Here is a 13,383-nt window from a genome sequence, read left to right as displayed (position 1 = left end):
TACCACAGAGGCACAGAGAAATAAGGAGGAGAGAGTTTTTGAGCTATTTTTTATTTGGAATTTCCCAAAATACTAAAAACCGATAAATTTACCGATGTTTTATCTAATATTGATAAATTACATCTTGTGAAAACATAAGTCAAGCACTATATATATTTAGCTACGAAAAAGCTTAACACCACCTTAGTGAGATATTGGTGTAGCCACAAAACCAGTTTTGATACCCTTCTTAAACCCAGTTTTTTCGTAAAACTGGAGTACTTCCTTGGTTTGACTTCTACTTAGAAGCATTACTTTGTAACAATTATGACTCCATGCAGATTGTAAAGCATGATGTATCAGGCACTTTCCTACACCTTGGTGACGATAATCGGGATGAGTAATTACATTCTCAATTAGTCCATAGGGACGAGCGCCTCGCGTCAGATTAGGGACAATCACCAAAATACAAGAGGCAATTAAGTTTCCCTCCCAGTCTGCTACAAAGCAATTAATCTTGCGATCAGCTACGCTGGGCGGAACGCCATCGCTCAATATTTCGTTCCATATTTTCTCAATAGTTGATGCGTCAGGTAAGGGAGCATCCGTTGGGTTCAGATGTTTGTACAGGTCTAGCAGTATCCTTAACGCTGCGTATTGAAATATCCATAATTTATGTGAGGTTTTAAATTGCTTTGTAAACCCATATTTCAAACTTAGCTTCAGAGGAGAGATTAGTTTTTAAAGAGCCATAATGATTGATACAAAATTCTTCAAATTCATTTATTACTTGATGAAATATATCATCTGATACTTGCCAACATAAACCGTATGCTCGTGCTTTGAAAAAACTTAGTATCTCTTCAACTGTATTGCTAACTCTCCATTCCTTAGCTACGAAATAATTGGATACATAACCTTTTCGCTGTAAATATCCTTCTACATCTATCTTTTGTATTGCTATATTAATACTTGGCGATTTTTGCTTTACTCCTTCATACTTAGATAATATATCTTGAAAATATCCTTCAAATTCTCGTCTGGCTGGTGGTGTAATCCACTGACAATTGAGATAAAAGCCTCCAGACTTCAGTACTCGATCAATATTGTCTAAAAATACTCTCCAATCAGAGACAGTATGGATCATGTGGACAGTCAATACAACATCAAAACTGTTGTCTGGAAAAGCTAATTGTGAAGCATCACCGTAGATCAGGTTCAAATTAGGAGGAGTGACATTTAATTTTTGACGGAACTGAGCAAGCATTTCTTGAGAAGCATCAATTCCTGTCACAGAATAACCCCGTTTAACAAGAGGAATAACATTTAACCCTGTGCCAACACCTGGTTCTAAAAAAGAGGTTTCAGGCGTGGCATAAGTAAGCTTAAGAATAAAATCAGCAACTTCCTCTGCAACTGATTCTGTTAGCCAGCGTGTTTGGTCATAGATTTGTGCAATATAGTCATAGTAGTTGGATTTTTTCATATCTATAAGGTTCAGTCGAGCTATACCTTTGTATTTAATTTATTTTCCTTATATTGTGGCAGGAGTGTAAGCAATTGATATCAATGAAACTACTTTCTAAACTAACTTTTTAATCGACCCTATCTCTTAATCCTTTTTTTTGGTGAAGGTATTGCTCAGTAAAGGTATTTTACTCAGCACTCCCATAACACCGAAAATATGTTTAAACTGTGACTCTTGTACCGTCAAATTTGGTGAAGGTGAAGCCATTGAATATTTCGTTATAACCCAGTCTCTCATCCCTGAGCAGACTAATAGCAACCTCTTCTCCTAAAGCCAAACCATCAGAACCATCTGAACGCCAATGGATACCGCCGTGACCGCGACCAATAGCATAGTTAGTTGCTAGTTTATTCAACTCTCCACCCACAGTTAGTGGTGGGCCACTGTAAGAAATTACTTTTGTTGGGTCATTGGGATCAAGCACTACTGGTGAGGGGATAACAAAGTTTTCATCAAAAAACGCTTTCAACAGTGTGACATTGACACCAGAATGCTTTTACCAACGTTGCCTATTGCTTGAGCGACTTCTGAGGCTGCCTGTGTGACGGCAGCAGGAACTAGCACTGACAGCACCACATCAAATTCAATCACCAGTTGTTTGAATGAACTTGAAAGAAGTTATTTTTTCTCCTTCGTAAGCTAGGGCTTGGTCGCCTGCTTGGGCAAATGCTTGGGCGAGTTCAAGCAGCTTTTGTCGCTCTTGCTCGTTAACGATACCAGCCGGAGGCGGCATTCGTTTTTCTTTAATTTGGCGCACCGTTTCGTGTCGTAAGGAGAGCGCTTGATTTGGATAACTCAGCATTAATAAAGGATTCTGCTTAGCTGCGTTATCTGGACTATGGCAAACAATACAAGCGTGTTGACGTAGATTAACCTCAAATGCACGATAAGCAGCATCAACTTTAGCGAGGTGTGGGTTCGATGGAGAAAACAAACGGGTATATAGTGTTACATAAGGTTGCTTTTTGCCATGAGCATCATTCCAAACCCACCTACCATCCCATACATGATTTACTACTGGTCTTTGTGAGTCAACCACAGCTGAACGCAGCGCCCCTTTGAGCTTTTTCTGTTCTAGAAACAGAAGTAATTCAGTACTTTGCTGGTAAGAATTCCACTTTTTCGATGAGTGCCAAAAAGGATAAGGATAAGCACCAATATCAAGCTGATTACGGAACTGAATGGGAAGGTGAATCACAATTAAATTGTTTACCTGTTCAACCTTTGGTTCACCTTTGAACATAAAAGTAGCTAGGTAAATGCGACGCCAAACTAATGGATTAAATTCAGTTGTTTGATTATCTTTGAGATTATAATTACCGACTTTGCTTTGAGCGCCCCACAAGAAGGGTGCATTCATGGTTTCGCGGAGGGTTGTTAGCTTAGCGAGTTTGTCAGCGCATGAGTTGAAGGCAGCTAAATTTTTAGTATCAGAGACAACGGGACAAGCAGCAATAATTTCTTTACCTAATTTATTAGCTAGTTCTATGTCCGGCGATGCTTCTTGTGCTGATACTATATTTTTGGGATTGAGTGCTTGTGTTGTAGATATCAAGAGCGCGATCGCTACCACTATGCTCAATAACATAGATCGCGACCGAGAGTAAAATCTCCGAAGATCAGACATTGTAGAACTCTGAAACTAAATAGGATTTAAGTAAATATAGAGACGCGAAATATCGTGTCTCTATATTTTCTAAACAGTTAAAGCCTTAAACTGTGATTTTTGTACCATCAAACTTGGTGAAGGTGAAACCTGCAAATTTTTCGCGGAACGTTAGCTTTTCATCTCTGAGAATGCTGATCGCGACCGCTTCGCCAAGGGCCAACGACGCTGCTGCATCTGTGCGCCAGTGAATCCCAGCACTATCACGACCCAAGCCAATATTTGCCGCCAGTTTGTTCAATTCGCCACCCACGGTCAGCAGTGGGCCTTGATAGGGAATCAACTTGGTGGGATCTTTAGGATCGGGTACCACCGGATTCGGAATCACATAACTCTCATCAAATAGTGCTTTCAAGATTGTCACACTAGCACCTGCCGCTACCGAAGCCCCTCCTGGATAAGAAGAGTGGAATGGTGCCCCTTCAGGAAAAGCTTGCGGTAGCAGATAGGATTTGTTTTTGCTGAAGAAGCGGTCTAGTACTTCTGAGTTAAAAACATCGGGGTGAATCGGATAGTTTGTTTTATTCACCTTGTTGTTATGAACCAACCCACCATAAGCCTCTGCTCGCAGACGACGGTGAACATAGTACTTCTGCCAATAAGCCGCTCTGATTGCATGTGGACTAACCCAAGCGATGAGAGATTGTGAATACCCTGGACCAAATGTCGCAGAACCACTCGCTTGGGTCTTCGAGTTGTTATAAGGATTACCGGGATTGTAAGGTGAGCCAACGCCACCTGCTAGGAAGTTATCAATGACTGGCTTGGCGAGTAGAATTAGAGCAGCATTTGCATAGACGGGTGGTGGCGTGTGGGCAATCTCTGACTGGTCGCGCCCGTTGATAAAGTAGCGACGGGTTGAGTCAAATTTAATCGTTCGACCAGAATCACCACCATTTTGCACCAGCAACCACTCGTTATAGTTGGTTTGAAAACTGTTTTCGGGAATAGCTAGGGGAACACGGTTAAGCTGAACATAACTCTGTGTTCCTGCGGGCACAGGACGCAGTAAAAACTGGGAGACGTATGGCCCCACATCTACCCCTGGTAACGTGTGGTAAGTCGTTCCACCAGAGGCATTAACGTAAATCGCGGTGCCTCGAAATAGGAGTTCGGGTGTAACTCGTCCGTTCTGTTTAGGCCCTTTGAATGCTGACAACCGATTCAGATCCTGAACTGCTGCCAGAATCAGCGGGTTAGTTGTATTATTGCGGAACTCGCTAAAGGGTACATCCTGCAACAGTTGTTGCCAAGCAATTTCGAGGAATTCAGCCGCCTGCTCTGCACTATCGAGAGTAGGTGGCACTGGAATTGTCAATTGGCTCGGATTCAGCCCACTCAAGCTAACCGCTAATGGACCGAGCGGTTGTACCAGCTTCCGTGTGCCACCCAGGATGATCTTTTCATACTCATTGGGATCATCGGAGTTCAACGCATTAATAAAAGATTGATAAGCCTTCAGATCCACTTCGCCCAGCTTGTTATGCGGTAATCCTCGTGTATCCGTCGCAATTTTGTTAGCATACTTCGCCTCATCTCCATTGGTGGGATGAGGAGGAATAGGAATTTCCGAATTAATCTTGGCTGCTCTTGTACGTACTTGAAAAGCTCTATTACGAAAGTTGCTATAGTTAAACGTTGCAGGAGTAAACGTTGCAGGAGGTCTTTGGGCCTGGACAACATTTCCTCCTTTCTTCAAGGAAAGGGATGAGCTGAAAACCCCTGCCACAACACTAGCTGCACTAAACAAACCGGCGCGACCGAGAAATAAACGTCTGCTGCCGCGACCGAGGAATAATCTTCTACTACCTGCGCTAGTTTGAGGTTGCTTAGTTTTTGTTATTTCACTATGAGCCTGAGCATTTTTTTCAGAATCTTGATGAGAATTGGGATCTGCTTGCATCTAAGTTGTTCTCCACTAGTAAAAAATTACATAAAAATCCATTCAGAGGGAATAGGCAATCCTACGCGCTAATAATGGGATTGAAATAAAAACCAGAGGCTGAGCCGCTCTGGCTTTGCGCTTTATGCCTCGTTGAAAGCAATTTCGGCATAATTCTTTAGAAACGTTTGCTAGCTACACGGGGTTGTTTCAGTTTTTCTATTTCGCTATTAGCCTGAGTATCTTGCTCGGAACCTTGATGAGAATTTGGATCTACTTGCATGAGATGTTCTCCACTGGAAAAAAATAATCCAAAAATTTAGTCATAAGTGAATACATGAGCATCTGAAAACTAGAACAACTAGCCACACACAAAATGCCCACCTCTAGAGAAACAGGGAAATCTAACCAGATTTGGGATGATATCTGGGGTTACTTTACTGGAAGGTAACTTGCATAAGAGTGATATCAGGTTCGGTTAAATACTTAATAATATCTATAGGTTGGGTTGAAGAACGTAGAATCGAATGCGAACAGCATCTCGTAGAGAAGGGGGTTCTCCTGCGGGAAGCCAACATTTGATCCTTGTTCATCTTGGGTTTCACTGCCGTTTAACCCAACCTAAATTGATAGATTTTATTAGAAGTAATCATCCAAACTTGATATGATTCTCCTGACAGTAATATTGGCATTCAGTGCTGGTATGATGCTTTAATCGCATGGCTGTTATACTTTTGTAGTTCTAATCAGTGCGATCGGATATTGCCGGGATTAAAGCACAGCTAAAACCACGGCTTGCTTCCAGTCAAGCTATAAAACACGGTAAATCTATCGATTTACCGTTGTTTTGTAGATATTAAATTAGACTTTCCCACAATCGCTGATAAAAATCAAGAGGTCTTTACAATAAACTTAGCAAGAGCGTGAAAGCCCTAGAGGAACAGGCGCACAGCGTCGTATTCTCTGCTTGAGAATTTTCTCTTCCGTACACTGAAATGAGCGATAAACGCCACAGCCAACAAAAAGAATCCCAAAGCACAAACGCCTCATTAAAGCGTATTTCAGGTAAATGAAGTACACGGGTAGGGGCACAGCCATGTTCCCTACGATTATCTGTACCTCACAAAGTTGCTGTATGTCTAGCTATTTATTTAGTTGCACTAATAATTAGGTATGCATATTTTCAGAAAGACTGTATAATATTTAAAACACATTAAGCCGATCGGCAAAGTGTAGTATGTCATATAATAACTGACGTAAATACCTGCCAGTCAATTATTTAACTGCACTAATCAGAAAACAGAATGGTTTTTTTCATCTATACTGGGCGAGCGCTCATGAACAGCTTCTGTTTTATTGCTTTAGGTTGAGTTGTGCAATCTAATAGTCTGCATTTACGATTATTACAAGGAAAAGATTTCATGAGCAACATACAACTATACTTCGCCAAAGCCTCTACCTTCTCTCAACGGACTCGTGTAGTCTTACTGGAAAAAGGCATTGACTTCACCCCGATAGAAATTGACTTACAAAATAAACCAGATGGGTACACGCAGATTTCCCACTATGGCAAAGTTCCAGCAATCAAACATGGGGATGTTGAAATTTATGAGTCCGCTATCATCAATGAATATCTAGATGAGGTTTTTCCCGAACCAGCTTTATTATCCCGCGATCCCGCAGCTAAAGCGATCGCTCGCATCTGGATAGACTACGCCAATACTCGCCTTGTCCCAGCTTTTAACAAATTGCTGCGCGGTAAAGATAGCACCGAACAAGAACAAGGAAGAAAAGAGTTCACAGAAGCGCTTCTATATATTGAACAAGAAGGATTAGGCAAAGGTGATTACTTATTAGGAGATCAGTTTAGCCTAGTTGATATCAGCTTCTATCCTTGGTTTGAACGTTTACCACTCTTAGAACACTTCCGTAAATTCACACTACCGGCCGAAACACCTCGTTTGCAGACATGGTGGAATCTGGTAGGCGATCGCTCCTCAATCCAAGCAGTAGCAAACCCTGTGGACTTCTATTTGCAAAGATTCGCCAAAGTTCTCGGTGAACCTGTTCCCGTTGGTGCATCTCAAAAATAGGACACATGACCAACAATTAACCAAAATTCAAAATGGGATAACCTATGAGCTTAAATAACCAAGTTATAGACAGACCGATTTCCCTGGATCTGCCATCCGTAGAGGCTAACCTCACTTACCTGATTCCAATGGCAGAAAAACCTGTTAACTATACTTATGAACCGCCAGCCGGGATTCCCCGCACGAATGCAACTTATCAGACGCACAAACTGCCAATTTACAATGCTCGTTCTATCTCAGAGAACATCTCGTTAGATAAAGAAGGATTCGCCTTTACTGGACATAATACTAATGTCCGCAACTTTTATGATGAAGACGAAGTACGCCGCGTCTACTATCCAGAAGCCGAGCAATTATTAAAAGAGGTGACAGGTGCAACGAAGGTAGTGATATTCGATCATACCCTTCGTAATGCTGGTAACTCCAAGCCAGGTGAGAATAATATTAAAGAACCTGCCTTGCGCGTACACAACGACTTCACCGCCAAATCCGGCTATACTCGCGCCCATTTGGAACTAGCAGCGCGGGGGATAGATGATATTGATGCGCTACTAAAACAACGATTTGCCATCATCAATGTTTGGCGAGCGATCGCACAACCAATCCAAGAGTCACCCTTAGCAGTGTGTGACTCACAAAGCATTGCAATAACTGACCTTGTAGCTAATGATTTAGTCTACCGCGATCGGGTTGGTGAAACATACGGAGTCACGTATAACTCCAAACATAAATGGTTCTACTTCCCGCAAATGCACAGAGACGAAGCACTATTTATCAAATGCTTTGACTCCGCAGAAGAAGGACACGCCCGTTTTGCTGCCCATACAGCCTTTGAAGACCCCACCAGCCCAGCCAACGCTCCCCCACGAGAAAGCATCGAGCTACGAACATTCGTCTTTTACCCCGCATAGATCGCAAAAACTTGTCTCAAACTCCTACTCTCTGCGCCTCTGCGTAAAATAAATTACAGCAGTTTTCATGTATTTGAACCACACCTGTCGTAGGGGCGCAAGGCCTTGCGCCCCTACCCTGTGGTCTATTTACTAGGTAGGAATTTAGCTTTTGGTTTGCTAATCTAGCGATCGCCCACATAAACTCAAAATGAGCCAAATTGTAGAAGAAGTTCTGGCAGCTAATCTTAATTACACTGATAAATTCGGTGATAAAAGTAATCTCACCATACCCCCATCTCGTCGGTTTGCAATTCTCACCTGCATGGATGCTCGACTTGACCCAGCTAAATTTGCTGGACTAGCTGAAGGAGATGCCCATGTAATTCGTAATGCAGGTGGACGTGCTAGCGATGATGCGATTCGCTCTTTAGTGATTTCTTACAAATTACTTGGTACGCGTGAATGGTTTGTAATTCATCACACTAATTGCGGGATGGAAACCTTCACTAATGAAATCATCAGCAATTTACTTTCTAGTAGCCTCAAAACAGCCAAGCTAGATGCAAGAGGTTGGTCAGATATTGGATCTGGGTCAGGATCAGGCGAAGGCAAGTTTATCAATTGGTTGACTATTGATGACCAAGCCAAAAGCGTCTATACAGATGTCCAACGGATTCGTTTGCATCCATTAGTTCCGAATGAAATTCCTATCTATGGCTATATCTACGATGTCAAAACAGGGCAATTAATTGAAGTTCCTGAAGCTACTAAGCTTGGTAAAGCTGCGTAGTTTTATCGTGTAACGTAAAAGTAGTATTTAATGAAGTAGCTATTTGTGTAAAAACCTCCTTTGCTGGTGAAGCGTATTCGCTTATCGCAATCGGATTTCCAGTATCACTACCACTACAAATGCGGGAATCAATGGGAATTTGTCCCAACAGAGGCGCTTGTAATTCTGCGGCTAGTTGTTCGCCGCCACCACTACCAAAAATCGGTGTGCGTAAACCACAATCACCGCAAATTAAATAACTCATATTTTCAACGATACCAAGAACAGGAACACCCACTTGGCGAAACATATATATATTACGTCGTACATCTGCAACAGCCACCTGTTGAGGAGTTGTCACTAAAATGACTCCACAAATTGGGCTTTCTTGGATAATTGTAATTTGAGCATCACCTGTACCGGGAGGTAAATCTATCAATAAATAATCTAATTCCCCCCATTCCACATCTTGCAAAAATTGCGTGATAATTTTATGCAATACAGGCCCCCGCCATGCCAAAGGACGATTTGCTTCTGCAAGTAAACCCACTGACATTATTTTTATTCCCTGAACTTCTAGAGGTAAAAACTTCTCACCTGTGGGAGTATTAATCACTTGAATATCAGCTTGTCCTAAACCCAACATCTGGGGAACATTGGGGCCATAAATATCAGCATCTAATAGTCCTACTTTTGCACCTTGTAATTTTAAAGCTGAGGCGATATTAACGGCTGTTGTGGATTTGCCCACACCACCTTTACCACTAGAAACTGCAAGAGTTCTTTTAACACCGGGAATTGTACAAATTTGAATGTAAGTTTTTTTACACCAAGATATAGATGATAATTTAGATTGAATTTCTGGTTGTAATCGGTGCTGATGAGAACCAATATATAAACGTAAGTAAATATAATCATCAACTATGCGTAAGTTTCGTACCATTCCCAAACTAACGATGTCATTTTTTAAGATAGGTTCGATGATTTGTTTGAGTAGTTGGACGACTTCTTGCTGATGGATTGTAGTCATATCTTCTGAATGTTAGAAGGGATATTTATGTACCTCATGTTGGTGTAAGTTCTCCTAGATAATTTGAAATCTGCTGTATAACCTTTAATAATTTATGAGTATGTCTTACGCACTCGTACATTACCCCAATATTAACACAGAGGATATCAATCAAATAAGGCAGAAATATGACCCACAAGTTGATTTAATTGAACCACATATTACACTTATATTTCCCCTAATCGAATCTATTAATCAAAACAATCTCATTCTTCATATTGATAGTATCTTGAGTAAGTGGAAAACATTTCCTATTTGTCTCAAAGGATTACAAAAATCATGGGATGAGTATATGTTTTTAATGGTTGAAGAAGGAAAAGTAGATATGGTAAAACTACACAACGAATTGTATACAGGTATATTAGCTGAATATTTCAGGAAAAATTTACCATTCGTTCCGCATTTAACGCTAGGAAAATTTACAAAAGGTACAGATAAATTTTTGCAAGTGTTAGAAGAAGCACAACATTTAGATTTAAATTATCGTTGTTTTGTCGATAAAGTTCACCTGATAAATATTGTTGATGAGCAAAGGTCAATAATTTGGAGTAAGGAATTTGTATTGCGAAATTAGCAAAGCTTTAATCGTGTTGGGATTTCCTCTAGTTATTTACTGCTCCCTTGAGACTATTCTATCTGTTTGAATCTTCTGAATTGCCCGTTGCGCTTGGATAGACACTTCTTTGTCAGGGTCATCTAAGGCTTGTTGGAGGGTGTTAATAACATCGGGATGAGCTAAATTACCAAGTGCGATCGCAGCTTCTTTGCGGACATCTGCATATTCATCTGTTAAGGCTTGAATTAATCTTGGCATAACTTGAATATCTGGAATTTTTTGCAAAGCTTGTGCTGCTGATTTCCGCACTTGCCAATGCTCATCACCTAAAGCTATTTCTAATGCTGAAATTGCTTGCTGATTTTCATGAATAGCCAGAGATTTAGCTGCATTACGACGAACTTGCCAGTCACTATCATTTGTAAGTGCTTGACAAAGTATTGTAATCACTTCTGCATCTTGTAAATTTTCTAAAGTTAAAGCAGTAGCACGACGTACACTTGCTTCTTGATCAAAGATTAAATTTAAAGCTTGCGGACATTTTTCTAGTTGATTGATATATCGCAGTGTCGTAACAGCTGCTTCTCTTAACTCAGGATTTTTTGATTCTAAAAATGGTAAAATGTCGGGTAAAGATTGAATATCATGTATCTTCCGCAAAAGCACCAAAATATTTAATTGAATATTGACATCATTACTTTGGAGTTTATCTAGTAAAAGTAACAATTCCTCTTGTGTAACTAACTCGTTTAATGCTGATGCGGCTTCAGTGCGAATATCTGTATCTGCTGAACTGAGGCATTCAATTAAGGCAGGGATGGCAACAGGATTAGCAATTTCCCAAAGGGCTGATATTGCTATTTTTTGAACAGTAATATGTTCGTCTTTTAAAGCTATAATTAAACCATCGATTGTTTCGTCATCGCCTAAATGTTGCAAGGTTTTGACAGCTACTATACGATCATTTACGTCACGCGATCGCAACATTTCTAGCCAATGTTTGAGGTCATCATTCATTAATTTTTACCACAGATAGTTAACGTAGCAAAAAGGGAATTTGTACTGTAATTGCATTGGTTGGACATTCTTTTTCACAAGGTAGGCAAAACCAACACTCATCATATTTCATGTAAGCTTTGCCTGTTTCTGGATTTTTTGCCAATACATCCAAGGGACAAACTTCAATACAGGCTGTGCATTTTTCTAAACATTTTGATTCATCAACGATCACAGGAACATCTATTCTTTGATTGATTAAAGCCATAAAATAACTCCATGATTTTGTACTGAAACTGCTAAACGGTAAAATAAATAGTGTAAGCTTGCATGAATTATCTCACGATTGTAGGTTGTTTAGATGCATACGATGTAGTTCATTCAAATATTTAAATCGCAGACGATCAGCAAGCAGACGGTGAGTGGCAAATGTATTAATTAACTGCATATTTTTCAATGAATCAATTTTTTCTGAAAAGTTAATGATTGCTTGATATTGGTATAACCAATTTTTTCATAAAACAAGTGAGCTTCTTTGCGTTTAATATTAGAACGTAAGAAAACACTATCACATCCAGCCAGAGAAGCCCACTGTTCAATTTGCTGCATTAAAAAACGTCCAATTCCACTATGACGATAATCTTTATCTACAACTAATCCTAAAATAATCACTGGAGTTGGAATAACTATTGAGTCACAAATATGAGCGTGCGCCCAAGCTATTACATATTCATCTTCTAAAGTGGCAACATACACAATATGAGCATCGTTATTTTTAATTTTAGTAAGGCGCTGCTCTATTTGTTGATTTGCCACAGAATATTCAAGTTGTTCGCAAAGACTAGCAATTCTTTCTACATCTTTAATCTCAGCTTGTCTAATTTTAATTTTCTCACTTACACTAACTTTGTTTATCATAATTTAATTTTAAATTACAATTATTTAATTATCCATTGCACGGATAAAACGATAGCCTATATCAATCTCTGTCAAATTGTGAATATCACCATATTTTTTCCTCCATTCTCCACTACTTAAATCTGCTGCAAGTAACTTTACTCCTTGCTCTGCTAAATCTTGATTAGCTAAAGCAAAAGATGATATTCCTGCACGTACTTCTGGTTGAAGATATAACTCTGGTCGTCTCCAGCCTGCTGCTGCGAATAAATCAGATAAATCGTATGGTAACAAAAGGGGTATGGCTTCAACACGCCTTTTAGTATTACTCTGAATTAAATTAACCTGTTCGTTAAGTGGTAAAAATCGTAACGCATCTTCCCACAAAAACGGAAAATAATCATAAAGCCATATCTTCTGAGCTAATCTAATATCAAAAGTTAACAAAATTATTGCCCCATCTCTAATTATTCTGTGCATTTCCTGAAAAGCTTTTTCGAGATGAGAAAAGTGATGAATTGCCAGGATACTTACAACAGCATCAACAGACTTATCTGATAGAGGTAAATTTTCTGCATAGTCAGTGAACCACTTAATTTGCTGATGTTCTACTGCTTGTTTTTGCATAACTACAGAAGGTTCAACAGCATTAACAAGAAATCCTTTATTAGCTAGCGCTAGGCTGTATCCACCAGTCCCAGCGCCGATATCAGCAATAATCCTACCTTTAGGTAAATTGAGTAAATCAATTAATTTATTGACAATACGGATATCAGGAACGCGAGTTTTTGAGTATTTTTGACCAATTGAATTATATATAGACATATTGATTATAAAGTTACTCAAAATAATTGAAAATTAACCAGTTAAAATTGAACTTTAAATGAACAAATTAAACATCTGTTAATTAACTAATTCTAGCAATTTCAAGAGTTCACTTATCATAAACTTTTGATATTCCGCCACCATATCAATAAACTCTGAATACAAATCACAAGTTGGATTAATTAATTCAAGCATTTTAGAAAATTTATTGAATTGCTAATGAATTTTCA

At 39.6% G+C, this 13,383-nt stretch carries 13 protein-coding genes and 1 pseudogene; 4 read left to right on the top strand and 10 right to left on the bottom strand.

Going from position 1 to position 13,383, the window contains the following annotated elements:
• Positions 1 to 183: 183 nt before the first annotated feature.
• The 5 genes and pseudogenes from V7L12_RS12915 to V7L12_RS12895 form a co-directional block, all read right to left on the bottom strand.
• A complete protein-coding gene (locus V7L12_RS12915; RefSeq protein WP_335084621.1) occupies positions 184 to 693 on the bottom strand; it encodes a GNAT family N-acetyltransferase in 510 nt (169 codons plus the stop codon).
• A complete protein-coding gene (locus V7L12_RS12910; RefSeq protein WP_335084620.1) occupies positions 665 to 1,465 on the bottom strand; it encodes a class I SAM-dependent methyltransferase in 801 nt (266 codons plus the stop codon). Before V7L12_RS12910 ends, V7L12_RS12915 begins: the two co-directional genes overlap by 29 nt.
• 202 nt (positions 1,466 to 1,667) lie before the next feature.
• A pseudogene (locus V7L12_RS12905) lies at positions 1,668 to 1,997 on the bottom strand (twin-arginine translocation pathway signal protein); the annotation flags it as partial.
• A 93-nt stretch (positions 1,998 to 2,090) separates the two neighbouring features.
• Positions 2,091 to 3,095, bottom strand: coding sequence for a hypothetical protein (locus V7L12_RS12900; protein ID WP_335084619.1), 1,005 nt, complete (start codon positions 3,093 to 3,095; stop codon positions 2,091 to 2,093).
• Positions 3,096 to 3,219: 124 nt separating this feature from the next.
• Positions 3,220 to 5,076 (bottom strand): vanadium-dependent haloperoxidase, encoded by a 1,857-nt coding sequence (locus V7L12_RS12895; RefSeq protein WP_335084618.1) that lies wholly within the window; start codon positions 5,074 to 5,076, stop codon positions 3,220 to 3,222.
• 1,400 nt (positions 5,077 to 6,476) lie between these two features.
• On the opposite strand from V7L12_RS12895, the gene V7L12_RS12890 reads away from it, so the two are divergent.
• From V7L12_RS12890 to V7L12_RS12880, 3 genes are all read left to right on the top strand, one after another.
• Entirely contained in the window at positions 6,477 to 7,148 is a 672-nt protein-coding gene (locus V7L12_RS12890; RefSeq protein WP_335084617.1) for a glutathione S-transferase family protein, read from the top strand.
• Between the two features lie 44 nt (positions 7,149 to 7,192).
• On the top strand, positions 7,193 to 8,059 hold the full coding sequence (locus V7L12_RS12885; RefSeq protein ID WP_335084616.1) for a CmcJ/NvfI family oxidoreductase: 867 nt from the start codon (positions 7,193 to 7,195) through the stop codon (positions 8,057 to 8,059).
• Between the two features lie 190 nt (positions 8,060 to 8,249).
• On the top strand, positions 8,250 to 8,831 hold the full coding sequence (locus V7L12_RS12880; protein WP_335084615.1) for a beta-class carbonic anhydrase: 582 nt from the start codon (positions 8,250 to 8,252) through the stop codon (positions 8,829 to 8,831).
• Here the strand turns inward: V7L12_RS12880 and V7L12_RS12875 are convergent.
• A complete protein-coding gene (locus V7L12_RS12875; protein WP_335084614.1) occupies positions 8,809 to 9,840 on the bottom strand; it encodes an Mrp/NBP35 family ATP-binding protein in 1,032 nt (343 codons plus the stop codon). The genes V7L12_RS12880 and V7L12_RS12875 overlap by 23 nt on opposite strands.
• A 100-nt stretch (positions 9,841 to 9,940) precedes the next feature.
• On the opposite strand from V7L12_RS12875, the gene V7L12_RS12870 reads away from it, so the two are divergent.
• The gene (locus V7L12_RS12870) at positions 9,941 to 10,453 is read left to right on the top strand and encodes a 2'-5' RNA ligase family protein (RefSeq protein WP_335084613.1); all 513 of its coding nucleotides are present in this window, start codon (positions 9,941 to 9,943) and stop codon (positions 10,451 to 10,453) included.
• 36 nt (positions 10,454 to 10,489) lie between these two features.
• On the opposite strand, the gene V7L12_RS12865 is transcribed toward V7L12_RS12870, so the two are convergent.
• The 4 genes from V7L12_RS12865 to V7L12_RS12850 form a co-directional block, all read right to left on the bottom strand.
• Entirely contained in the window at positions 10,490 to 11,452 is a 963-nt protein-coding gene (locus V7L12_RS12865; protein ID WP_335084612.1) for a HEAT repeat domain-containing protein, read from the bottom strand.
• A 19-nt stretch (positions 11,453 to 11,471) separates the two neighbouring features.
• Complete coding sequence (locus V7L12_RS12860; RefSeq protein ID WP_012408944.1) at positions 11,472 to 11,699, bottom strand: 4Fe-4S dicluster domain-containing protein; 228 nt, start codon at positions 11,697 to 11,699, stop codon at positions 11,472 to 11,474.
• Positions 11,700 to 11,884: 185 nt separating this feature from the next.
• A complete protein-coding gene (locus V7L12_RS12855) occupies positions 11,885 to 12,349 on the bottom strand; it encodes a GNAT family N-acetyltransferase (protein WP_335084611.1) in 465 nt (154 codons plus the stop codon).
• 24 nt (positions 12,350 to 12,373) lie between these two features.
• Positions 12,374 to 13,174: a class I SAM-dependent methyltransferase gene (locus V7L12_RS12850; protein WP_335084610.1), complete on the bottom strand. Its 801-nt coding sequence runs from the start codon at positions 13,172 to 13,174 to the stop codon at positions 12,374 to 12,376.
• Positions 13,175 to 13,383: the final 209 nt, after the last annotated feature.

Source organism: Nostoc sp. (assembly GCF_036918245.1).
Taxonomy (GTDB): Bacteria; Cyanobacteriota; Cyanobacteriia; order Cyanobacteriales; family Nostocaceae; genus Nostoc.
This window is presented reverse-complemented; position numbering and strand designations above follow the sequence as displayed.

Bases quoted from the DNA above. Each gene is read 5' to 3' on its own strand.
- V7L12_RS12880 (WP_335084615.1), top strand. From the start codon at position 8,250: ATGAGCCAAATTGTAGAAGAAGTTCTGGCAGCTAATCTTAATTACACT.
- V7L12_RS12870 (WP_335084613.1), top strand. From the start codon at position 9,941: ATGTCTTACGCACTCGTACATTACCCCAATATTAACACAGAGGATATC.
- V7L12_RS12910 (WP_335084620.1), bottom strand. From the start codon at position 1,465: ATGAAAAAATCCAACTACTATGACTATATTGCACAAATCTATGACCAA.
- V7L12_RS12895 (WP_335084618.1), bottom strand. From the start codon at position 5,076: ATGCAAGCAGATCCCAATTCTCATCAAGATTCTGAAAAAAATGCTCAG.
- V7L12_RS12875 (WP_335084614.1), bottom strand. From the start codon at position 9,840: ATGACTACAATCCATCAGCAAGAAGTCGTCCAACTACTCAAACAAATC.
- V7L12_RS12855 (WP_335084611.1), bottom strand. From the start codon at position 12,349: ATGATAAACAAAGTTAGTGTAAGTGAGAAAATTAAAATTAGACAAGCT.
- V7L12_RS12890 (WP_335084617.1), top strand. From the start codon at position 6,477: ATGAGCAACATACAACTATACTTCGCCAAAGCCTCTACCTTCTCTCAA.
- V7L12_RS12865 (WP_335084612.1), bottom strand. From the start codon at position 11,452: ATGAATGATGACCTCAAACATTGGCTAGAAATGTTGCGATCGCGTGAC.
- V7L12_RS12885 (WP_335084616.1), top strand. From the start codon at position 7,193: ATGAGCTTAAATAACCAAGTTATAGACAGACCGATTTCCCTGGATCTG.
- V7L12_RS12900 (WP_335084619.1), bottom strand. From the start codon at position 3,095: ATGTTATTGAGCATAGTGGTAGCGATCGCGCTCTTGATATCTACAACA.
- V7L12_RS12860 (WP_012408944.1), bottom strand. From the start codon at position 11,699: ATGGCTTTAATCAATCAAAGAATAGATGTTCCTGTGATCGTTGATGAA.